The 21,961-nt window shown below is 35.1% G+C and carries 22 protein-coding genes; 9 read left to right on the top strand and 13 right to left on the bottom strand.

Annotated elements, in window-relative coordinates:
- Positions 1-132 precede the first annotated feature (132 nt).
- The gene (locus BN999_RS09480) at positions 133-510 is read right to left on the bottom strand and encodes a hypothetical protein (RefSeq protein ID WP_096271147.1); all 378 of its coding nucleotides are present in this window, start codon (positions 508-510) and stop codon (positions 133-135) included.
- A 232-nt stretch (positions 511-742) separates the two neighbouring features.
- Between BN999_RS09480 and BN999_RS09475 the strand changes: the two genes are divergently transcribed.
- Entirely contained in the window at positions 743-1,258 is a 516-nt protein-coding gene (locus BN999_RS09475; RefSeq protein ID WP_096271146.1) for a YbaK/EbsC family protein, read from the top strand.
- Between the two features lie 591 nt (positions 1,259-1,849).
- Here the strand turns inward: BN999_RS09475 and BN999_RS09470 are convergent.
- From BN999_RS09470 to BN999_RS09460, 3 genes are read right to left on the bottom strand one after another with little or no spacing between them, the layout of a single operon-like run.
- Positions 1,850-2,410 carry a hypothetical protein gene (locus BN999_RS09470; RefSeq protein WP_255247431.1) on the bottom strand — a complete coding sequence of 187 codons (561 nt, stop codon included), beginning with the start codon at positions 2,408-2,410 and terminating at the stop codon, positions 1,850-1,852.
- A 53-nt stretch (positions 2,411-2,463) separates the two neighbouring features.
- Positions 2,464-2,928, bottom strand: a complete 465-nt coding sequence (locus BN999_RS09465) for a hypothetical protein (RefSeq protein ID WP_096271144.1) — start codon at positions 2,926-2,928, stop codon at positions 2,464-2,466.
- An 8-nt stretch (positions 2,929-2,936) separates the two neighbouring features.
- On the bottom strand, positions 2,937-3,773 hold the full coding sequence (locus BN999_RS09460) for a metallophosphoesterase (protein ID WP_096271331.1): 837 nt from the start codon (positions 3,771-3,773) through the stop codon (positions 2,937-2,939).
- A gap of 264 nt (positions 3,774-4,037) precedes the next feature.
- Here BN999_RS09460 and BN999_RS09455 point away from each other — a divergent pair, with 264 nt between their 5' ends.
- Positions 4,038-4,565 carry a YusW family protein gene (locus BN999_RS09455; protein WP_176481934.1) on the top strand — a complete coding sequence of 176 codons (528 nt, stop codon included), beginning with the start codon at positions 4,038-4,040 and terminating at the stop codon, positions 4,563-4,565.
- 382 nt (positions 4,566-4,947) lie between these two features.
- Here the strand turns inward: BN999_RS09455 and BN999_RS09450 are convergent, their stop codons facing one another.
- The gene (locus tag BN999_RS09450) at positions 4,948-5,889 is read right to left on the bottom strand and encodes an LCP family glycopolymer transferase (RefSeq protein WP_096271142.1); all 942 of its coding nucleotides are present in this window, start codon (positions 5,887-5,889) and stop codon (positions 4,948-4,950) included.
- A gap of 630 nt (positions 5,890-6,519) precedes the next feature.
- Between BN999_RS09450 and BN999_RS09445 the strand changes: the two genes are divergently transcribed.
- From BN999_RS09445 to BN999_RS09440, 3 genes are all read left to right on the top strand, one after another.
- On the top strand, positions 6,520-7,668 hold the full coding sequence (locus BN999_RS09445; protein WP_096271141.1) for a hypothetical protein: 1,149 nt from the start codon (positions 6,520-6,522) through the stop codon (positions 7,666-7,668).
- A 138-nt stretch (positions 7,669-7,806) separates the two neighbouring features.
- Positions 7,807-7,950 (top strand): hypothetical protein, encoded by a 144-nt coding sequence (locus BN999_RS20595; protein ID WP_176481933.1) that lies wholly within the window; start codon positions 7,807-7,809, stop codon positions 7,948-7,950.
- Positions 7,934-8,368, top strand: coding sequence for a Mov34/MPN/PAD-1 family protein (locus BN999_RS09440; protein ID WP_096271140.1), 435 nt, complete (start codon positions 7,934-7,936; stop codon positions 8,366-8,368). Before BN999_RS20595 ends, BN999_RS09440 begins: the two co-directional genes overlap by 17 nt.
- A gap of 64 nt (positions 8,369-8,432) precedes the next feature.
- On the opposite strand, the gene BN999_RS09435 is transcribed toward BN999_RS09440, so the two are convergent.
- The gene (locus BN999_RS09435) at positions 8,433-9,731 is read right to left on the bottom strand and encodes a hypothetical protein (RefSeq protein WP_096271139.1); all 1,299 of its coding nucleotides are present in this window, start codon (positions 9,729-9,731) and stop codon (positions 8,433-8,435) included.
- Positions 9,732-10,005: 274 nt separating this feature from the next.
- On the opposite strand from BN999_RS09435, the gene BN999_RS09430 reads away from it, so the two are divergent.
- From BN999_RS09430 to BN999_RS09420, 3 genes are read left to right on the top strand one after another with little or no spacing between them, the layout of a single operon-like run.
- Positions 10,006-11,274, top strand: a complete 1,269-nt coding sequence (locus tag BN999_RS09430) for a hypothetical protein (RefSeq protein ID WP_096271138.1) — start codon at positions 10,006-10,008, stop codon at positions 11,272-11,274.
- Between the two features lie 8 nt (positions 11,275-11,282).
- Positions 11,283-12,149 (top strand): glycosyltransferase family 2 protein, encoded by an 867-nt coding sequence (locus BN999_RS09425; RefSeq protein WP_096271137.1) that lies wholly within the window; start codon positions 11,283-11,285, stop codon positions 12,147-12,149.
- Positions 12,150-12,194: 45 nt separating this feature from the next.
- The gene (locus BN999_RS09420) at positions 12,195-13,262 is read left to right on the top strand and encodes a glycosyltransferase family 4 protein (protein WP_096271136.1); all 1,068 of its coding nucleotides are present in this window, start codon (positions 12,195-12,197) and stop codon (positions 13,260-13,262) included.
- 671 nt (positions 13,263-13,933) lie between these two features.
- On the opposite strand, the gene BN999_RS09415 is transcribed toward BN999_RS09420, so the two are convergent.
- From BN999_RS09415 to wecB, 7 genes are all read right to left on the bottom strand, one after another.
- Positions 13,934-15,679 carry a glycosyltransferase gene (locus tag BN999_RS09415; protein ID WP_096271135.1) on the bottom strand — a complete coding sequence of 582 codons (1,746 nt, stop codon included), beginning with the start codon at positions 15,677-15,679 and terminating at the stop codon, positions 13,934-13,936.
- Positions 15,672-16,409: a glycosyltransferase gene (locus BN999_RS09410; protein WP_096271330.1), complete on the bottom strand. Its 738-nt coding sequence runs from the start codon at positions 16,407-16,409 to the stop codon at positions 15,672-15,674. The genes BN999_RS09415 and BN999_RS09410 overlap by 8 nt, the downstream gene beginning before the upstream one ends.
- Positions 16,410-16,423: 14 nt before the next feature.
- Positions 16,424-17,170 carry a sulfotransferase family 2 domain-containing protein gene (locus tag BN999_RS09405; RefSeq protein ID WP_176481947.1) on the bottom strand — a complete coding sequence of 249 codons (747 nt, stop codon included), beginning with the start codon at positions 17,168-17,170 and terminating at the stop codon, positions 16,424-16,426.
- A gap of 79 nt (positions 17,171-17,249) precedes the next feature.
- Positions 17,250-18,146 carry an NAD-dependent epimerase/dehydratase family protein gene (locus BN999_RS09400; protein WP_096271134.1) on the bottom strand — a complete coding sequence of 299 codons (897 nt, stop codon included), beginning with the start codon at positions 18,144-18,146 and terminating at the stop codon, positions 17,250-17,252.
- Positions 18,130-18,969 (bottom strand): dTDP-4-dehydrorhamnose reductase family protein, encoded by an 840-nt coding sequence (locus tag BN999_RS09395; RefSeq protein WP_096271133.1) that lies wholly within the window; start codon positions 18,967-18,969, stop codon positions 18,130-18,132. The genes BN999_RS09400 and BN999_RS09395 overlap by 17 nt, the downstream gene beginning before the upstream one ends.
- Complete coding sequence (locus tag BN999_RS09390; RefSeq protein WP_096271132.1) at positions 18,969-19,955, bottom strand: polysaccharide biosynthesis protein; 987 nt, start codon at positions 19,953-19,955, stop codon at positions 18,969-18,971. The genes BN999_RS09395 and BN999_RS09390 overlap by 1 nt, the downstream gene beginning before the upstream one ends.
- Positions 19,948-21,039, bottom strand: coding sequence for a non-hydrolyzing UDP-N-acetylglucosamine 2-epimerase (gene wecB, locus BN999_RS09385; RefSeq protein WP_096271131.1), 1,092 nt, complete (start codon positions 21,037-21,039; stop codon positions 19,948-19,950). Before wecB ends, BN999_RS09390 begins: the two co-directional genes overlap by 8 nt.
- 295 nt (positions 21,040-21,334) lie before the next feature.
- On the opposite strand from wecB, the gene cysC reads away from it, so the two are divergent.
- Positions 21,335-21,952, top strand: coding sequence for an adenylyl-sulfate kinase (gene cysC, locus BN999_RS09380; protein ID WP_096271130.1), 618 nt, complete (start codon positions 21,335-21,337; stop codon positions 21,950-21,952).
- Positions 21,953-21,961 lie beyond the last annotated feature (9 nt).

The raw sequence follows: 21,961 nt of genomic DNA, 5'->3' as shown, positions 1-21,961 counted from the left end.
CTATAAAACAAAATGACAAAGTTCTATTTTACTAAAATACTAGGAAAAAGCCTATACCTTGAATAACAAAAAGTCGAAACCACTAAAAGGTGTCGACTTCTTATTTTCTATTTCTATTCTATTATTATTGAATTAATATCCAGGATAGAATGGGTAGTAAGGAAGTGGTGAGTAGTATGGATAAAGGAAGAGTCTAGTTAATAGACCGAATGGGAATTGTTGTCTACGGTACCTGCGAAATCTTCTTCTACGTGGCTGACCATAACCATCATAATCATCGTAGCCATAACCATAGCCAAATTGTCTATTATCTCTAATTTCCCCCATTTGTTGTGGATCCACATCTTCCGGAATTAACATGGTTACACCATGATCATCCATTCCCTCAATAATACCATCAAACTGTGTCCCATCATTCATTTGTGCAACAACATGATAGTTCATATACTGCTGGCATTGTCCTTTTATATCGCGCTCCAATGCCTGATTCAATTGATTATGTTGATTCATTAGAACCCTCTCCTCTCTCTTCACCAATAGGATATTCGTCTAGCTTGGGCTATGTTTGGGCAGGTTGCTCAGGTTGCCATGGGGACAGGTCCCTTGGCATACCTACTCGACTATTCATAACAACAAATTATAGAAATTACCAAATTTTTAATTATTTTAAACTTAATAATTGTTTTCCCCACTAAAACCATGCTATGATTCCTCTTAATATACTTGGAAAGGATGAGTTAAATTGTCATTAGAGAGTGTTAAAGCCCATTTTAAACAGTGGAATCGTGAGCACGATATTATGGAGTTTGATACCTCAAGTGCCACGGTTCAAGAGGCTGCAAATACGATTGGGGTAAAGCCAGCCCAAATTGCGAAGACCCTTTCGTTCAGAGGGGAAGGAGATAGCGCTATTCTAGTTGTTGCTGCTGGTGATGCAAAAATTGATAATAAGAAATTCCGCCAAACATTCAACTTCAAAGCTAGAATGCTTTCACCTGATGAAGTGTTGGAACAGACAGGACATCCTATTGGTGGAGTTTGTCCATTCGGTTTGGCCAATGAATTGGATGTTTATCTGGACGTATCAATGAAACGTTTTGAAAAAGTCTTTCCAGCATGTGGGAGCACTAACTCAGCAATCGAGTTGACCTGTGATGAATTATTTAAGTTTTCTTATGCAAAAAATTGGGTGGATGTTTGTAAAGGATGGGAAGAAGCTCAATCTGAGGATAGTGTTGTAGTTAGTGATCAAGTTTAAATAGCCTTACAGAGTTGATTTTATCGGATAGTATAGTTACAAAATGTTAGTTGCATTTATTCACCGTATGAAGTAACTGCGCGGTAAGTAAGTATTATGGATAGCGCAACTTCCCCGCTTCGGAAATACACTCCGCTAGTATTGAGTGAAAAAAATATAGGCAATTAAAATCAACAAAATAATTACTTTCTAACTTAAAGTTAGAAGACCCAAACTAGCGCAGGCAGAATACGGAGACTCCTCGAAAATAAAGAACAATTTTCTTCGTGCGATGATTTCGCTGACGAAGCATTCCTTATCCTACGGGAATAGCACGTGTCCGAAGACCCCTAGAGAGGTGTACTTTCCTCGAGGAGGCTGAGGCCGTGCCCGCGGCAAGGTAGACACTGCGACGGTCTTTTCGAGCAGATGTCGCCCCTGTGCTGACAGTAAAAGCGGAGTATTCTGCCGGAGCGGTGGCATACCACTATACTCATATATTTTAGGAGTAGTTACCACACATTTTCTAATCAATGATTACACTAACAATCTAACAATAAAAAACAAGGTGACCCAAATGAATCACCTTATAACACAATTACACCAATTAGTTTAGTCAATACAAGCCTCTAATCTCGGTACTAATTCTTTGTATTTAACAAAGAAATCTCTAATCGGTAAAATAGCAAAATATGGAGTGGCTTCTGTGTTGGCTACTAAACATTCATCATAAATTAGATTAATCGTTAATTCCTTTTGTGGTTTTATTCCTTTTTGTACTAATAAAGCTCCCAACTCTGAATATAAACTCTGCCCTACCTCATCTATAGACCGTCCCATGGTAAAATGACCTGCAAAACTATTCCACCATACTTTGAATGTATGATAAACCTCATTAAAATCCTTTAAACTATTATTGTCCTTAATGAATAATTTCTGACAAAACATATCATGGTTTTCATAAAATATTCTTCCGTCTACTATATGATCATCTGCTATCCGTTGTGAAATCTCATTCCACAGCTCTTTAAAATTCGATTCAAATTCTTCCATGAATGTTATTCTAATTGGCAAATAAGGAAATCTTTTTCCTACTTCAGATTCATGTTGATTTAGGTAAATATTTTGTATGTAAATTAAAAAGTTCAAAGAAACGGATGTATCTGTCTTCATTATTAAAGTATTTTCCAAGATTCCACCGCCTTGTTAAGAGTTTTCGGTTTGCCTTACAAACTTTTCATTCCGAAAACCTCTCCTATATTATAGCCTACCCAAGCCCCAATAAATGGGATTGCATTCATAGGAAAATCAAAACTTACTGCGCTAATATCCATAACAATTATTAAAATTGTTATCAGAATACTAATAATAATGATGATTATAAATTCAATTATCTTTCTTCGTTTCCAACGTTTATCACCCAAACGATTTCTATCAAATACTTGTATATATCTACTTGTCTTTGTACCAATAGGTTTTCTAGTCTTTAGGCTATAAAACGTAATAGCAGAAATTATCCATAAAAGTAAACAAAATACTCCAAATAGGGCAGAAGGATTTCCGATTATTGCAAGATAACTAAACAGCACGAATAATAGCAGCATTACTATATTGTTTTGAACTAGTTGCTTCTTTTTTAAACGTTTAACTTCCTGTATATTCCATTGTGTACCATTTGTATTCTTATCCATGAAGACTATTATCCTTCCCCTCTTACCTCAATGAAACTAACCTGACTTTGATTCATAAATCTAACTGGATACCCTGTTGTTCCAAGCCCACTATCAATATACAAATACTGCTCATCACCAAATTCAAATATTCCTTTATCTAATTCAGGAAAATAACTATTGTCTGGTCCAACAATAGCCCCAATGAATGGAAATCTTACCTGTCCCCCATGCGTATGTCCACTCAATATCAAGTCAGCTGGAATAGCAGCATAATTTTCTACCACACTGGGCGAATGTGAAAGCAATACTGTATATCTTTCATTATTTATATCTCTAAATGCTAGATCAAGATCCTCATCATTAGTGGATTCATTATCAATTCCTACAAGATTAATAACTGATTCGCCTATTGAAATTGGCATGTTTTGATTTCTAAGGAGTTTAACACCGCACTCACTAAGTCCCCTCAAAAACACCTCTACATTTTCATTTCCCAGTTCATGGTTTCCCGTTACATAAAATACATTTTGGTTTACCTTTACGATTTCTGTAACGAAAGAAAAGATGTTGGTAAAATCATTTGTACCTCTATTGATTAGATCCCCGGTTATTACAATAAAATCAGCATTTAAATTCTCAATTGTTGCAATCAATTTTTTATTGCGATGACCAAAAAATTTATTATGAACATCGGTTACTTGTAAAATAGAAAAACTAGTGCCCTTGGGGATTTTTCTTGTTTGAAATGGAACGTAATTAACTTTGAAAATGTTCGTATCAATATAAGCTTTCACCAGTGAACCAACAAATAAAAAACCAGAACCTAAAAGAAAACTTCTAGAAGTTTTTACCTTCTTTTTCATCTTCCCTATCATATTACGCATAATATTCCATCCCGTCCTAGAAATTCTTCAACCAACATCCCCCAAAATACGTCAGAGTATACAGAATTCATCTTTTTCTTGGTATTTTACATTATAGCAAAGTATTTACTATTAACGTCAATTTGCTTTTATAAAATTGATAATCTATGCTTAACCGACTACTAGCGATTGCTTATTTCTATTAATTTTTATTTATGATTTTGTTGTTTTCTGGAGAAGCTATTCTATAAAAGGAGGAAAATGATGAAAATATTTAAGGTTTTATTCTATTCAATGGCAATCCTACTAGTGCTACAAGGGTGCAATAATGATGAGGATAATGTAACAGATCCTCCTAACAACGCACCGGTAGAGAATGAAAATGAAAATAATAATAACAATAATAATGCAAGTGATGATACAAGCGATGATAATCAGAATCAAGATGTTCAAGACGATCAAAGCGGTCAAGATGATCCATTGTTTAATTTCACTAGTTTCGATTTAGATATTGATTATCAGGATAACAAAGAGATTGATGTGGATTATGAGAATGAAAATGATGGTATGGAGGCCGAGTATAAGGATACAGTCAACGACGAGCGTTTAAGCGGTGATGAGGCATTTGAAAAGCTTAGACCAATATTTGAAGAGTTAACATTTGATCAAAATACGGAAAATGAAGCCGTAATATCCGAAGTGTTGACTGCATTTGACTTAAATAACGACTTTACAAAACTAGAACTTGAGATAAAATTTACCGATGGAACAGAAAAAGAGTATAACCAGTAGTATTTGAGTGGCCTTTGTATGTTGAACATCATTTTGTTAGGGTGATAAGGATAGAATGATTTATAGAGTCTTGTAATTAATCATTTCAAGAATAACCTAAGCTCAAAACAAAGTATAAAACAGGCTCATTTATCTTTATTAAACGAAACTGAGTTCAAAATGATGTACATGGGCTTCTCATTTGTCATTTCACAAAGAATCCAAGTCCGAAATAATGTTTAGGGACTGCCCATTCGTCATTTCACAAAGAAACCTAGTTCAGCATGACGTATAAGGCCCAACTCCATAACAAAAGGTACCAATCCCCTGGACTGGTACCTTTTATTTTCAACAATGCATCCTATTTAAACTTCATACATTTTAATATAAATCTCATTTTAATTTAAATCTCTAAATCTTCTTCCTCTATCATCTGTTGTACCTTCTTAATTTCCTCTTCTGGAACAATGAAGTAGTTCATATCATCGATTATCTCTTTACGACCATCTAGCACATACTGAGTGACATTATTCTGTACTGCGGTGTAATTTTGTAGTAGATATTCTATATTTTGAAAATCAAGATTAGTTGTTAGATTGTCTCCGAGAAAATCTGCGAAGGTTTCTAGTTTATTAATCGTAATGGAGGTAGTACTTTTTTGGATGATGGCTCCAAAAATCTCATCCTGTATTGCCGTAAAGTCTATTTCATCACCTTCGTAATTTGCGAGCATCTCGACATAGCGGTATGCTTGTGTACCACTTAAGTGTAGTTCTCCAGGTGTTAGTTTGATGTCTAGTTCTTCTATATCAATGTCTAGTTCATTGTTAATCGTAATTCCACCAAGTCCATCGATTAGGTCGCTTACTCCAGCAAGATTGAGTTGAATATAATAATCCAGTTCCATACCCAGTAGATTTTCAACGGATGCAATGGCCATATCAGCTTCACCGTGAGAATAGGCTTTATTGATTCGGTCCTCTGTTCCTTTTCCAACTATTTCTGCTCGTGTATCTCTAGGAATAGTGATTAGATTCAGAGATTCTGTCTTAGGATCCAAGGATAAAACGAGGAGCGTTTCTGCAGTCCCTTTACCCCCATATTGCTTGTTTATACCTAATAGTAAAAAATTGATTGGCTCTTTATTAGCAATTTTCTTCTCTGATTGGATTTGATCAATCGATGGTACTGGTTGATACATTTGCGCATTAATCGTTTCCTTCACGCCATTGTATATGTTAAGCACATACCCACCAATAAAAAATATTAGTAATAGTGTCACTCCTAGAATTATTTTAGACCCCATACGTTTTGGTTTTATTTCTGTTAGCTGAGATTTAGACATCTTAACGACCACCTAATGTTTGAAAATTCAAAACAACTTATTTTTTATTATAGCACTATCATGGTATTATTTCTTCCATTTTTAACACAAAAAATGCTGAGGTATAATCCCAGCCCCCAAGGTGACGATAAATTCTTGGTCTTTAGGATTTGATTTCTATAGTCTTTTCGATACGATACTATTCTAAAAATGACTATCAACTGACAAACAATTTGATAGTCATTTTCAATTATTTTAATGTTCACTCAAGATAGGGTTGCAGTTAATAGGACTAAGAGCCTATTTAAAGATAAGTGGATTAGTAGGAAGTTTAGGGGGTCGGTTCTTTTATTCCAAAAAGAATCGCCCTTTTTCTGCCAGTATCACACTAAGCCACAATGGGTTTTTAGGTATAAATCAACCTATTTTTTCATAAGCCCAATCGAGTTCCCGCGTCATTGAGATGATGTTTTTTGACTATTTTTTAGTACTATTCTAATTCTAGGTGTTTACTAGTAACTCTTTTATTCACCTTATGGTAGTAGCCTGTATTAAGCCTATTTATTAGTATATTTGTAGCCTTTAATATGACTACCTCATATGATGTTATGGAATTTAAATACTAGAACTTAAAGAAAGGAAAGGTGTTTTATGTCAAGAAACATTAAAACAATCAGAGGTCAACAAGTTGACCCTAATCCGGTTGGTCCTGAATGTATAAGCGTAACCAAAATTTATGACTGGGTTACACTTACCAATCGTGAAAGAACAAATGTTACAATTCCACCAGAATGTCTAGAACAAATTGAAGCCTGCCGTGCAGAGGGTAATGTAATTACCGCTACTTGCTCAGAAGTTTTAGATAGCAGGAGTTGTGATTTAGTAGGAGCAGTCCCTACTGATATTGGTGTACCTGGAGCACAGATTGTGACTTTAGCATTTCAAGTTCAAGTTAGGGTAGAATTCTTATGTAATGGGGTACCGTTACCAGGATGTAACTTTGTAAGTTCTGTCAACTATGTAGAGGACGTAATCCTCTGCTTCCCTGAAGGCACAGAAATCAACTGTCAAATCTATCAAGTACAATGTAATGTGTTATTAAACCAAATGCTAGGTAATATTGTAGTACTTGATGTTGTTCTTTGTCCGTCAGTTCGTGTAGAAGCTGATGTTGCATTAGAAGTTCAAGCAAGATTTTGTGGTCCTCGTGAAATTATTCCTATCGAAAGCCAAGAAGCTGATTGTCCGTATCCAACATACCCACCGCAATGTCCAACATTCTTCCCTGCACCAACAACTACCGTTCAAGGGGCTGCGGAATATACAGGAACAGCTACAATTAGTTATATCGAAGGTGCTGAAGCAGTTGGCGGTGTAGCCGCAAGACAGGTGTTTACAACTACTCCAACTGGAGAGCTTAATTTCACCGCATTAATTGGGGATGAATGTAGACTATCTGAAAGCAGTATCCTTGTTGAATTCCTTGATACACCAGGCCCAACTCCAACCGGTACAATTGACGATGAGCGAGATCAAAGCTTCAGATTTAGAGCTACCGATTTTAATCAACCGACACCTGTAGGAACTAACGGATTAAGCATAACAGGAAACGGAACATTCTCACCTTCAAGAGGAACAACGGAAAACGCAACATTTACTCTAAGAATGACAGATTCTGATCCGAATGGTGACAGTGTAACCTTAACAATAACAAGTCCAACTGCTATCGTTACAATTGCTCTAAATGAGGCTACGTATTTAGATCTTGAGGTAGAAGTTGAACCTTGTAACAACTTTTAATATAGAAGAAAGTATCTTCTCCATCATTAATTTAGTGTCATACCAGGAAAAGAACTTTCTTCTTCCTGGTTTACTTGAAAGTCATCTAATCCAAGAAACATCAAGGCGAAATGGATAATGCCAAGGAGATGGTTATATATGAATAATAGAAAGTTAACCAAAAAGGTAAGAAAAAAATTAGGAATGTCTAACCTTAAAACGAATAAGAGTCAAAGGGTTAATCCTGCTAAAATAAAAGTCCAAACTCCCATTAAAAAAAGCTGTTGTGGAAAAGGTAGCTAAAAACGCTAAAAGACATCATACTATTTTTTTCACAAATCATGTTTATAATCAGTTAATCTACCATTGTAAGAAGGAATCTCCTTTAGAAGCTTGTGGTCTATTGTCTGGAAAGGACGGAATAATCTGCACCATATGGCCAATGAAAAATATAGATCAGAGCACGGTCTCCTTTTCCATGTCATTGAGCGAAATAAAGAAGGTATTCCATTTAATTTCGATGAAGAATGAAAATGTCTTGGCAATATATCATTCTCATCCCACTGCACCTGCTATTCCTTCCAGAGGAGATATACACTACAACAATTACCCCGAATTAAGCCATGTAATTGTTTCCTTACAAAACCAAGTTCCGGATATAAAAGCATATAAAATGGAACAAAATCAAGTAAACTCTTTAGTTATCAAATTGAAAAAGTAATAACATTCTTTCCCGAGGTATGGGATTATCCATACCCCGGGTTTAGTAATATCAATTGATTGACCTAACCTCTATTTAATAATAACGATATCTTATTATTTGCTGCGATTTCCAGGCCATGCTCAACAAAAAAAATAAAGGCTTCAACTTTAATATTTTTGACTTCCTCCAGACTTTTTACAGTCATTTGAATATTTGGCAATTGAATATACTCTCCTGGATCGGTATTTATTTCATGAACGGGGCAGACCCATACTTCCCCCTTTTCATCTGCTTCATTCTGCCAATCTTCGTTCATATATCGCCAACCTTTTGGTCCTTCTGCAGTTTGAACTCCTTGTGTTTGGATCGTATTAGGTTGCAGAATTTGACCTATAATGCCAACGCTACCGGCGGGGGTCATTCGAAAACAAATTATTGGGTTTTTTAAAGATTCTAGTCCAGTATTTTTTATAGTTAAACTACCAAATATTTTCGGACTTTTCTTATTGGTATCATCTATTAATAAATGATAGTCAAAGAATGCTTCAGCATCTGAGCGATTATCTTGTTTAATAGATTCTTCAAGTTGAGATGGTGATTCATCAGCTAGAGTATCTATCCCATAATTTAATTGATTCTTTTCTTTTTCTACGCTATCTATTTGATCATCTATGGTTTCTATTCCGTCTTCTACTAGATTTGTTTGTTTATTTGACTCTACTAGCTGATAATTCCCTGATTGTATGAAATCTTTTAAAAATACTTCTAATGGGAAAATCGATAATAGAGATAAATGATAACTCTTTCGAAGTTTACTAATTAAGCCAATTGAAAGCATACATGCTATATTTTCGCCTATACTTTCCCAAAAGGTATCCTCTATCACTTCTGGATACATAACATGCACCTTCACAGTTTGATAGTCTTTATTATTTGCTAACTTGTACATGGAAAACTTTATATTCAACTTCTGGCATTCTACCTTTATATATTTAATCCATTCTTCCTCAACATCGCCCTTATCATAGTAGATTTCTAAAATAGGCTGATTTATATATTGTATTTGACTGGCGGTTATGGAAAAAGTGAGCTCTGCCTGTTCAGATTCTGAATCTGCTAATTGAACACCGCAACTCGATAAGCTTTTTTCAATATATTGAAGCAGTTGATCCTCAAATTTTTCTCTTCGTAACGTAGTCTTTAATAATTGATCCTTTTTTAATTGAATGATTTTATTATTTAAACCCGGAAGTACGGTAACTCTTCTATCCGTCCTATTCATTTCTATCTGAAAGCCTAACTCAAGAAAACAGTAATAGATAGCAGGAAATGACTCATCCGGTATGGTACAAACTCTGCTGTCACCTAGATAAAGGTCCATTCTTACACCTCCAATGTATATGATAAATACCTTATCTTATACATAATTATTCTATGAAAATATATCGCCAAATGTTAACAATTCAAGGGGCTTTTCTAGATAAAGGGCCCTCACTGTTTAGTATATATAAGCATATTTTAAGAAGGATACTACATTCTTAATAGCTTGGAGCGCTAGTTCTAACTGCATGGCATAGTTATATAATTATCATATTATTAATATTGAAGGATGTGTTTTAAATGTTAGGAAATATAAAAGTAATGGGGCTGAATCTATGAAATATGATAAGGATTATCCGACTGCAGTCGAAATGGAGGAAATGATTAGCCATTTAAAAGCTGAGGTAGATAAATTTAGAAGAGAAACGGAAAGATATAAGAGAGAATATGAAAAAATAAATGAAATCGCTGATAAGAATACTAAAATCGAGAAAAAACTCAGGAATAAATCACATATCATTTCCAAACTGGAAGAATCCAATGCAAATCTAGTATTGGAAAATGAGTTGCAAAGAAAAAGATTGAAGAGCATTGAAAAAAAGCAGTCAAGATTCCAAGAACTATATGAAAGGTTAGAAAGCAAACCCAATAATCGTCGTAGTGAAAGGTCAGGAAAATCTTACCGGGAAATAGAAAGTCTAAAATCCCTCTTAAAAGAAAAAGAGGAATCCTTCCAGCAAGAACTGGAGCAGTTACAAGAAAAAGAGAAGCTTCAGAATCAAGAAATACAACAACTACAGGAAACTATTGGCCAATATAAAGAAAAAGAGCAGCAGCTCAATCAAGAAATTTCCCGCCTTCAGACAATCCCAATCGAGAAAGAGAAATCCAACGAAAAGGAGCTCCAATTATTACGAGATAAGGTTAAGGACTTTAAGGAAAAGGAGCAATCTTACCAACAACGTACGAAGGAGTTAATGGACAGTAGCAAAGAAAAGGAACTCCAGTTTGCTCAAAAGGTTGAAAATTTACTAAATGAAAAAGAGATATTAAGAAATGAAGTGCAACAATTAAACCTAGAAGGGATTGAAAAGGAAAAATCATTTAGGAAACAGGTAGATGAATTTAAGGATGTAATAAAGGATACGAAACAACAGCTGGAAATGTATAAACAGGAAAAAGTGAAGTTATCTGATGAGATTGAACAACTGAAAGTAAAGCTAAAAGAACAAGAAAACATGCATAAACAATTAGAAGCATCTCTTAATGATTCGAAGCAGAAAATCAAGCTACCTCAAAAAACAGCTAATGAAGCACCAAAATTTCAGTTTCCTTATGATTTAATTAAACAAAAACAAAATAAAATAGAGGTTCAAGAAAATAGACAGAACCATCGTTTAAATCCACAACATCAAAATCCAAATCATAACTGGCAAAAATTATCTTCCAATACTGCACCAACCACTTTAAAACAAGGTCATGAAAACAGCTCTCCCTCTTTGTCAAAATCTCACTATCAATCAAATCCAGGCGATTTCTCTAACCTAAATCCCCTTCATTCCGGTGGTACAGCAGTTGATCCATTTAAAAAACTAAGGAGGTAATTTTACCCGTGAAGGTTTCCATCATTTTCCCCGTTAAAAATGAGGGGGAAAACCTTAAAAATACGTTGGACTCCCTATTTGCCCAAAAAACAAACTATACGCTTGAAGTAATTGTTATCAATGATGCCTCAGAAGATCATTGCTGTGACTTTTTAGCTAATTATAATAAGAATGATGAAGTAACCCTCATTCAAACAGAAGGAATCGGGGCAGCTAATGCTAGGAATTTAGGTGCCGCTCATGCTTCTGGGGATTACCTAGTGTTTTGCGATGCCCATCTGAAATTTCAAGACTGGTGGATTGATCATCTTTTGGAACCTCTATTATCTGGTTTAAGTGATGCTGTTTCTCCTGCTATCGGAGCATTTGATAATGATCAATTCTTTGGTTATGGGCAAAGCCTTAACCCAAATTTTACTATTAAATGGAATACTATAAAGGATGAAATCAGTGAAGTTGCTATCTTACCTGGAGCCTGTTTGGCAATTAGCATGAACGTTTTCAAAAACGTTGGTGGTTTTGAAAAGGGGTTTAAAACATGGGGGCATGAAGATGTAGAATTCTCTATTAAATTATGGTTATTTGGTTATCAATGTCACGTTGTGCCGACTGTAAAGATCCTTCATTTATTCAGAAATCAACACCCCTACAAGGTACAATACAGTGACTTCTACTACAATATTCTTAAATTAGCCTATTCGCATTTTAATTTGGAACGAATTCAACAGTGCAGAAAATTAATTATTCATTCTAGGGTTAGGGAAATAGAAGGACTTGTGCTTGAAGATGGTGCTTTAGAACAGAGAAGAGATTATTTCCAGAGGCGAAAAAAATCAGATGACTGGTACTTCCAAAGATTTGGGATTAATTTTTAATACTCATTTTTCATGAAATAAGCTCAGGATTCAGGAGGAAAAGGCATGAATATCCTATTTGTTTATTATCTCCCAAGCGGTGGAGTAGAAACGTTAAACCGTCAAAGAGCAATTGCTCTAAAAAAAAGAGGAATTAATTGCGATTTTTTGTATTATGAGAAAAAGCGAGATTTAGTCAATCACCATGAAGGACGCATCTTTATAACAAATAGTGACCATGAAATTAGACGTATAATTCAAGATGGAGATTATACAGCGATTGTCATCACTTCTGACTTTCATGGACTATCTAGATTCAAAAATTTAGGATACAAAGGTCTATTAATTTATGAAATACAGGGCCTAGGGAAAGAGGAAACAGCCAAAATCGAACTCCCAAGAATATCACCATTCATTTCAAAAAACGCCGACGCCATATTAGTATCGAAAACACCACATATCCTATCCATTCTCGAGACCATTTCGGACTTACCTCCAACATTCGTCATGAATAATTGTATAGATACAGAACATTTTGGTTATCGATATATGGCTCCTGGTAAAAATCCTAAAATAGCTTGGATTGGTAGAATTGAAGAAAACAAGAATTGGCATGAATTTTTGCAAATTGGACATAAGCTAATTCATGAATACAACCCTACTATTCAATTATATATTTTCGAAGACCCAACGTTGTCTTCACCTATAGAAAGAGAAAAATTCTATCGGGTTTTAGCAGAACTAAACCTAGAAAACAATATCAAACTTCTTTCCAACATCCCCCATGAAGAAATGCCCAAATATTTTTCCTTTATTGGAGACTCAGGTGGTTTATTATGTTCCACATCCATTACCGAGGGATTTGGCTACGCCATTGTTGAAGCTATGAGCTGCAAATGCCCGGTTTTGTCAACCAGATCAGATGGTGTTAGTAATTCCATCATTCATAACCAAACCGGCAAATACTATAATCTTGGAAATATTTCAGAGGCATTTATAGAAGCAAAGGATTTAATGTCCAATCAAGTTTTACGAGATCACATCCGTACAGAAGCAGTCCATCATGTAAAGAGGGAATTTAGTATGGATACGTATAGTTCAGAATTCAGGAAAATGATTAGCAATCTAACTTAACGATCACAAGCATGAAAAACAGTTAAAAGCAGCGTAGATTTCTAATCTTCAATCACGCTGCTTTTGATCATTTAGCTGTTTTTAATACATATGCTTCTTTAAATACATAATTTATTAGAAACTGTGCGGCTAGTATTCTTTTTGGGGAGCATCATACCCGCTACGGAAATACACTCCGCTTTTACTGTCAGCACAGGGGCGACATCTGTTCGAGAGTACCTCACAGTGTCTACCTTGCCGCGGGCGGCTGGTGAGCCTCCTCGCGCTTACTTCTTTAGGGGTCTCACCGATGCCTATCCTCCCGCAGGAGTCTCCGTGTATTTCCTTCGCTAGTAACAATTAAAAAGCTTTTAGAATCTCTTAAACCAATAACATGATTCAATAACAAACAAAAACCAGTAAGCTAAACTAGCGCAGGCAGAATACGGAGACTCCTGCGGGAAAAGCACGTGTCCGAAGACCCCGCAGAGGCGAACTTCCCTCGAGGAGGCTGAGGCCGGGCCCGCGGCAAGGTAGACACTGCGACGGTCTTTTCGAGCAGATGTCGCCCCTGTGCTGACAGTAAAAGCGGAGTATTCTGCCGGAGCGGTATATTAATACTACACTCATTATTTGACAGGGGTTATCGACAGTTTCTATCAACCGTGTATTACTAACCAATTGGACTATTATTATAAATCCATTAGATATTTAAAATTATTAGCTAATGGTCTAAATTCTTCTAATTGCAAAAGCTCTTCGCATTCCTTTTCTGCAAGGGCTCGAATAGTTGGACAACCTTTAGCAAGTTTAGTCATCTCTTCACCCACCCAAAGTTTTTGAGCTATAGACTCCAGCAAATAGTAATAAAGCTCTTTAAAGTTTAGAAACCGAGTCGGGTATTTGTTTTCTAATGTTAGAAAGGCAATTAGTAGATTGTTTAATGGATATAATTCAATTCCTACAAAATTCAAAGCAAAAATTCTCATTTCAATTTCTTGATACTTATTAAACATTCTAACAAAGTTTCTTACCGCATCGTTGGAGTTCGAGGATGCCACAGGATGCTCTTGGTGAAAACTTATCAAATTCGTATGATTGAGAAACGAATACCCTTTCTTATAGAATCGGTACCCCATTTCATTATCATCCCAACCATACCCCGGGAACTCTTCAAATAATCCAACTTCCTGAAACCCTCTAGCTCTGACTGAAACATTTCCAGTACAGAAGAGAATCCATGGAAAGTGAAAGCCTTTTAAATCATTCCCATAGTATTTAAATAAATTATCTCGGTAGATTTGGGCAAATGACTTTTCAAATGAGTAATGAGTATAGGATTGTTCTAACACATTTTCTTTCGTTAAAAACGTAAACACTTTGTTATCTTTTATAATCTCTTGAAGATTATAATGTTTATGTTGATTATTTTGGAGTATCTGTTCGAGTTGTTTAATTTGATCCTGATTAAATTCAGGATGAAACTTGGTATAGACTCCATGTAACACTAAACTGCCACTAACAACTAATCGATTGTTCTGCAGATGAGCATGATAATGCCGAGCAATAAAGTCTGGTTTAACTAGGATTTCAGCATCCAAAAATATAATTACATCCCCAGTAGCTAATTTAAGTCCCAAATTCCTCATATTTGGCCTGCCAATGTTTTCATTTGAACGTATATAGGTTATTGAAAACGAAAAAGTATGATCTCTAATCATATTTAATGTATTATCCCCTGAACCATCATCACAAATAATAACCTCAAACTCGCTTTTGTTGAAGCTCTGACATTCTAGGGAATAAAGCGTCAATAGTATTTCCTCACTTTTATTAAAAGTTGGCATTATAACGGTGGCTTTAGGAGAAAAAAATTCACCATTTTGGTATGTTCGTCCATTTAAAAAGTTCTTTCCCCATATAATTCTTCCATCATCAATTTGATTACTCTCTTCTAGATGAAGAATAGTTTGATGAGTTAGACTTTCGTTCCACAGTTTAATAGATTGTATTTTTCCGCGAAAGCATTCTCCTTTTTCATTTCCTCCTATTCTACTAGAAGGATACACATCGTGAAATGGACTTGGATTCCCCTCTGCAATAAGCCTGCCATTGATATATAATAAAGGTTTTTTATTTTTGTACACGAGGACTAAATCATTCCAATCTGAGACATCTACATGGACTACTAATATGGTGTGATAATCTATTCCGTCGTATTCGATAATCCTAATTTCATGGCCATTCATCCCTATCCCAACTACTGAGGAGCCCGTCTCAACAAAATCAGGTGCAATCAGAAAGGAGAAATTCTCTGTTACGATTGCAGGGTCAGGTAAAATGCAAACTTGATAGGTAAAACTGTTCTTACATTCTTTGTCAATTTGGGAATATGATATATACTCATCCCCTTTAAATACAAAAGGATGATTAAACATCAGACTCTCCCCTCAATCTGGATAGTAATAAATCTAGTTCTACTCTATATTTTTCTCTTATATGATAGAATTCTTTCATCTGATCTTTATAATGTTTTTTAGTTCCCATATTCCTATGAACTCTATAATTGGTCAATGTCGAATGGAGGTAATGAATGGGAAATTGGAATGATGTCCTAATCCAATAATCATAATCCTGGACATACTTGAGTTTCACATCAAAATCTCCTACAGTTTCCCAAACTTTTCTGGACATCATCACGGTACATCCGTTGATTGGACAAAAACTTTTCATTGTTTCCACCACATCTAATGGATTAGCAAATACTTTTCCTACATTATGGTTGGTAATTAGTCCATTTTCGTTAATGTGATTAAAATTGGTAAAACTAATATCAAGTTGATCCTCAAGCATGTACTCGAGTTGTACTTCAATCTTTTTATTATCAAAAAGATCATCTGAACTAAGCCAGGCAACATAATCTCCATTTGCATGTTTTAAGCCTTGATTTAAAGCTGCTGCAACCCCTTGGTTTGTTTGTTCTATATAAGTTATTTTTGAAAGATAAGGATTTAATTGATTTTTATATTCTTCTGAAGACCCATCATTTACTAGAATAATTTCTATCTGCTTATAAGTTTGCCGTAATACACTATTTATTGCGTGGCTAATAAAGTTGCAATTATAAAAGGGGATGATGATTGTAACTAGAGGAATGTTATTTACCAATTCCAAAACTCCTTTCATAGACTATTCATCTTATATCCATAAACCTCAAAGTCCTTTTGATAGATACTATTAACTAAAGATAGGGTTTCCTCATTATAGAAGCTCTCATAAGTTGGAAACTGTTTATATTTCTCGAATGTATCGATGACGACCTCAAAGTTTGCAAAGTTACCTTGTAGTTTCATATTTTCAGAATAGTGGTGGGGAGATTTGGATAGTTGAGAGATATCCAATGTTTTCAAGCCATATTTTTTTTCTATTTGCTTAATTTGAGTTGAGAAGCGTTCTAGATAAATATAGTCCTGAACAAAATTCTCTTCACCATCCAGATATTGAGGCTTGAGGTGATCATCAATTACTCCTGGGTAGTCTCTGACATAAATCAAAAATTGTTTAAATGTAATTCCTCGCTTACTGGCTTTATCACCATAGAAAAACTCACGTATTTGCTCCCATTCTCTTTCCCATTCAGGTAAGCCTCTTGTTGTCGGAAAGATTAGAAATTGACTAACAGCCCTTTTATAAGGATTACGAACCAGTTTATAGGAATCCTTTTGACCTGAAAGAATATGTTCTATAAGCTCTTCAGGATAAGTACCATTTTTATAAACCTGTGATTCATAGTAATGTATCCATGGGCTATATTTCATTGCTTCTTCCAGTATTCCTAACTGTTCAAAAAACCATTTTAACAAAGTCGTACAGCCACTTTTCTGACTCCAATAAAGAATAATTGGGAAGTCTTTATGGTAATTAGGCATCCTTGTTTTAATCAAATTCTTTAGTAATAGCTCTTTGTTCAATTAAACCAACTCCTATTTGCGTTATTTTTACTTTCTTCTAAGGTAATTTACGGTAATAGTTAAGAATATCTGATAATGATTGATTAAACGATATTTGGGGCCGCCAACCAAGTTGAGAAATTTTTTCAGTGTTTCCCTTGTAGTAATCGCTCACCTCATTACTTTGTGCACGGACTGTAAATTCAACTTTTGATAGTTGGCTGAGAAAATGAATAACGTCCTCTAAAGAATGTGTAACGCCTGAAGCAATTTCATATTCTTCGCCACTATTTCCGAATCTAAATAGAAAATCATATCCCCTCACAGCATCTCTAACATCTAGAAAGTCCCTCCTAGCTTTTAAATTAGAGATTTCTATTTTGCTATCTTCTTTCAATTGTTCCATTCCAGCCACTTTTTTAGCTAGAATGGAACAAATACCATTTGATTGTCCTGGTCCAATAAGGTTTGATGGTTTAGCTGATATAATATTTACTTTATACAGGGATTCCCATGCTTGAGAGATGATACTTTGAAGTGTTTTACTGAGACTATAGGGGTGAGTTAGGGTATTGATATTTTGTGGGTCATATTGCAAAACTGATCCTACTGTAATCATAGTGCAGTCTGGATTTACGTGCCGTATGGCCTCTACTAAATATAGGGTTGATAATACATTTGTTTCGACTGTTTGGACTGGATCTGTCCAGGATGCACCTACGTGATTTTTAGCAGCTAAATGAAGAACATAATCTGGTTTGACTTGCTTGACAACGTCAAACACTTCATCTTTTTTTACCAAATTGCAAGGAACTGTTGACTTATTGGCAAGATGATTATCGAGGGATCTGACCACACCAATTACCTCATAACCATTTTTATCGAAAAACTGACAGGCATGCCTTCCTGTAAATCCTGCAGCACCGGTAATTAACAGCTTAGGCTGACTCTTCATTGTCATCCATCCAATCTCTAAGTTCCGTTAACATAATTTCATATTTGGGAGGATGATAAACAAAGTCCTTTCTAGTATTCTTAATTGTCCGGTCCATCACAACTTGGGAATAGGGTATTATCGTAACGTCTTCCTTCTGAAAGATAACCTGCATCAACTTTAAAAGTTCGTACTTTGAAATCTTATCCTCCATTCCCAAATGATAAAGCCCCTTAACCTCCGCTTTTATAAAACTCTCAACTGCCTTTGCGAGTTCAAGGGTTGTCACTCCATTCCAAAATACTTTATCGTATCCATTAATTTCGCCTCTCTGCTTCATAAACCATAAGAACAATCCAATTCCATCTTCTTTTAATTCGGGACCAATAATGGAAGTTCGAATAGTTAAATGTTTACCATCGATTATCTCCCCAGTTTTTTTGGTGTGAGCATAAACGGAGGTACCATCAGGTGAATCACTCTCGGTATAATTTCCTTTACTACCTGAAAATACACAATCTGTACTAATATGAATTAGCTTCCCATTATGTCTATCTGCAAGTTTTGCTAGCTGATGCGGTAGAATACTATTAATCTGAAAAGCTAATTGAGGATTCTCCTCTGCCTTTTGGTTTAATAGACCTACACAATTGATAATAATATCAGGCTCTAACTCTTCTATTATTTCCTCAAGCCTAGCTTGATTGGTCACATCTAAATATATCGCATCCCGATTCTGAGGATTCCTGGATGTGTAATAAACAGTGTACTCTTTCTTGCTTTGAAAATATGACACCAACATATGCCCTGCCATACCTTCACCACCCAATATCAATAACCTCATTATATAAACCTACCTTTCTTGAGCATTGCTCTAATCTCTTCCTTGTTCAATAATTCTTTACTTGAATTATAGTTAATGAGATTAGCAGGTTTATAATCAGCATATTTTTCGGTAATCCCTTGAATATGAATGGCTGGCAATATAACGAAATACTCTTCATCATAGACAATTGTGTTTTTGCTTTCATACTCGGAAAGTAATAGTTCATGAATCTTTTCACCAGGTCTGACCCCTAGGTTTTCTATATCAACATCTTCCTTTCCTGTTTCCTCGATTAATACATGTGCTAAATCTATTATTTTGAAGGCTGGCATCTTCATCACAAAAATTTCTCCACCCACACTCTCACGTGTAGCTTTAAAAACTAGTTTAATAGCCTCTTCTAAAGTTAAAAAGAATCTAGTCATATTCATGTCTGTTATACCAATTTTCCCTTTATCTTGAATTTGTTTTTTAAACACATGAATAACACTACCGTTTGTTCCCAAAACATTCCCACCTCGGATACATACAAACCTTGTATCTTCAGTCAATGTATTGGCATGAATGATTAGCCTTTCACCCATGGCTTTCGATAGCCCATAAAAATTGGATGGATTTGATGCCTTGTCAGTTGATATATATACGACGGTACTCACATGACAAGCGATAGCTGCATCAATAACATGTTGTGTTCCATTGACATTTGTCTTTAGTGCCTCTAATGGCTGGTTCTCACATACCGGCACGTGCTTTAGTGCAGCTAAGTGGAAAATATAATCAACACCTTGACATGCGTCTAACAGTTCTTCTTTTTCTCTAATGTCGCCAATAATAAAATCCAATCGAGGATTATTATCAAACTCTTGTCTCATTGTAAATTGATTGGATTCATTTCGTGAAAAAATTCTAATTTTCTTTGGGTTGAATTCCAGTAATTGTCTTACTAATTCATATCCCCAAGAACCAGTTCCACCTGTAACTAAAATAGTTTTATTTTTAAACATTTTCCATTCCTCCGAATATCACTTTAATTACTCGATCTGAAACATTGTTATATTGATAACCCTCTGGTATTTCCCAAGTAGTAGGCATGTTAAGCATGACATCAACACAATCTATCATTTGTTTAGCATGGATACCTGAAACAACATTACTTCCACACTCTACCGTTTCAGGACGTTCCGTAGTTTTTCGGATAGTAACAGTAGGTACATGAAATAAACAACATTCTTCTTGAACTGTTCCACTGTCTGTTAAAACACATAATGCATTTTTCTCAAGTTTAACAAAATCAAAAAAGCCAAATGGGTCGTAGAATTCAACTTTTGGATGCATATTCATAAAAGATGACTGGTCAATACGCGACTTTGTTCTGGGGTGGATACTACAAATAATTCGTTTCTGATAGGAATCCGCTATGTTATTGATACCTTTCAGAATTTCCTTCAGTCTGGATTCATGATCTACATTCTCTGCACGGTGTACAGTTAATAAAAAATACTCTTCTTTATTTAGTCCTAATTGTTCAAGAATGCTGCTTTTTTCTATTTCTTCATTATAATATTGCAGAATCTCATTGATGGGATTTCCAGAAATAATAATGCGGTGACTGGCTATACCTTCTTTTAATAGATTTTCTTTGCTTTGGGGTGTATAAGGGAGATTAAAGCTGGAGATTGCATCAATAACTTTTCGGTTTTTTTCTTCAGGTACCTCTAAATCAAAGCACCGATTACCAGCTTCCATATGAATGACAGGAATACCCATTCGTTCTACTAGAATTGAACTTAACCCACTGTTTGTATCACCTAGGACAAGAACTTTATCGGGTTTCTCTTTCAAGAGAATCTGCTCTAACCCTTTATAGATGGCGGATAACTGTTCTCCTAACGTATGCTGCTCGTTAAGAATTATAAAATCCGGTTTGCGTAATTTTAACTCCTTAAAAAACAAATCACTTAAACTCTCGGTGAAGTTTTGGCCAGTATGAACGAGTATATGTTTATCAGCAAGTTTATCTAGTTTTTTAATAATGATGCTTAACCTTATGATTTCCGGCCTTGTTCCAAGAATTGTCATTATTTTCATATACAAAGCTCCTAATCTTTTTTTAGTGTCATTCTGTTACATACCTTATGCTCCATTGATTTTAATGGTTTAGGCAAATCTTTTATTTTAGCAAAAAGACTATATAAAATGATTGAAATAACTAGACTAAATAGGTGTCATATAAGGCAACTACAATATACAAACACTATATATCGACATAAAGTATAGGGACCCGAGAAAAAATGACCTTTGATTTGAATGGATCATTATATTAGTAATTTACTATTCAATAGTTAAGGCATTTTCTATTAACTAAAAATAAAGGATGATATATATGCCAGACAATAATAGCGATGATAATATCTTTTACCAACGATCGACCATTACAAAGGAAGACAGAAATAAGTTACACGGGCATAAAAGTGTCATGTTATGGTTCACAGGTCTATCGGGATCTGGAAAATCTACGATTGCAGATAGACTTCAACGTGAATTAATGAATAGGGAAATAAGTGTTTATATTTTGGATGGAGATAATCTTAGGAAAGGCATCAATAAAAATCTATCATTTTCTGTTGAGGATCGAAGAGAAAATAATAGAATAACAGCAGAAATTGGTAAAATTTTGGTTGATGCAGGATTAGTGGTCATAGCGGCACTAATTTCACCATTTGAAGAAGATAGGCAAAATGCTAGAGTTATTTTTAATTCTGATGAATTTATTGAGGTATACGTGAAGTGTACCCTTGAGGAATGTGAAAAGCGTGATCCAAAGGGTCTTTATAATAAAGCGAGAAAAGGAGCAATCAAAGAGTTCACAGGAATTGACCAAGCTTACGAAGAACCAAAAAATCCAGATATAACGATAGATACTAGTGAACTTTCAATAGAACAATCTGTTCAAAAACTAGTTTCATTTTTATTGAAACAAGTTAAACTAAACCAGATTTGAAAGGTGGAT

Origin of the sequence: Paucisalibacillus globulus (assembly GCF_900184735.1) — a bacterium.
Taxonomy (GTDB): domain Bacteria; phylum Bacillota; class Bacilli; order Bacillales; family Amphibacillaceae; genus Ornithinibacillus; species Ornithinibacillus globulus_B.
This window is presented reverse-complemented; position numbering and strand designations above follow the sequence as displayed.

Coding starts and splice junctions, on each gene's coding strand:
- BN999_RS09480 (WP_096271147.1), bottom strand. CDS start 510: ATGAATCAACATAATCAATTGAATCAGGCATTGGAGCGCGATATAAAA.
- BN999_RS09470 (WP_255247431.1), bottom strand. CDS start 2,410: ATGAAGACAGATACATCCGTTTCTTTGAACTTTTTAATTTACATACAA.
- BN999_RS09465 (WP_096271144.1), bottom strand. CDS start 2,928: ATGGATAAGAATACAAATGGTACACAATGGAATATACAGGAAGTTAAA.
- BN999_RS09460 (WP_096271331.1), bottom strand. CDS start 3,773: ATGAAAAAGAAGGTAAAAACTTCTAGAAGTTTTCTTTTAGGTTCTGGT.
- BN999_RS09455 (WP_176481934.1), top strand. CDS start 4,038: ATGAAAATATTTAAGGTTTTATTCTATTCAATGGCAATCCTACTAGTG.
- BN999_RS09450 (WP_096271142.1), bottom strand. CDS start 5,889: ATGTCTAAATCTCAGCTAACAGAAATAAAACCAAAACGTATGGGGTCT.
- BN999_RS09445 (WP_096271141.1), top strand. CDS start 6,520: ATGTCAAGAAACATTAAAACAATCAGAGGTCAACAAGTTGACCCTAAT.
- BN999_RS20595 (WP_176481933.1), top strand. CDS start 7,807: ATGAATAATAGAAAGTTAACCAAAAAGGTAAGAAAAAAATTAGGAATG.
- BN999_RS09435 (WP_096271139.1), bottom strand. CDS start 9,731: ATGGACCTTTATCTAGGTGACAGCAGAGTTTGTACCATACCGGATGAG.
- BN999_RS09430 (WP_096271138.1), top strand. CDS start 10,006: ATGAAATATGATAAGGATTATCCGACTGCAGTCGAAATGGAGGAAATG.
- BN999_RS09420 (WP_096271136.1), top strand. CDS start 12,195: ATGAATATCCTATTTGTTTATTATCTCCCAAGCGGTGGAGTAGAAACG.
- BN999_RS09415 (WP_096271135.1), bottom strand. CDS start 15,679: ATGTTTAATCATCCTTTTGTATTTAAAGGGGATGAGTATATATCATAT.
- BN999_RS09405 (WP_176481947.1), bottom strand. CDS start 17,170: ATGCCTAATTACCATAAAGACTTCCCAATTATTCTTTATTGGAGTCAG.
- BN999_RS09400 (WP_096271134.1), bottom strand. CDS start 18,146: ATGAAGAGTCAGCCTAAGCTGTTAATTACCGGTGCTGCAGGATTTACA.
- BN999_RS09395 (WP_096271133.1), bottom strand. CDS start 18,969: ATGAGGTTATTGATATTGGGTGGTGAAGGTATGGCAGGGCATATGTTG.
- BN999_RS09390 (WP_096271132.1), bottom strand. CDS start 19,955: ATGTTTAAAAATAAAACTATTTTAGTTACAGGTGGAACTGGTTCTTGG.
- wecB (WP_096271131.1), bottom strand. CDS start 21,039: ATGAAAATAATGACAATTCTTGGAACAAGGCCGGAAATCATAAGGTTA.
- cysC (WP_096271130.1), top strand. CDS start 21,335: ATGCCAGACAATAATAGCGATGATAATATCTTTTACCAACGATCGACC.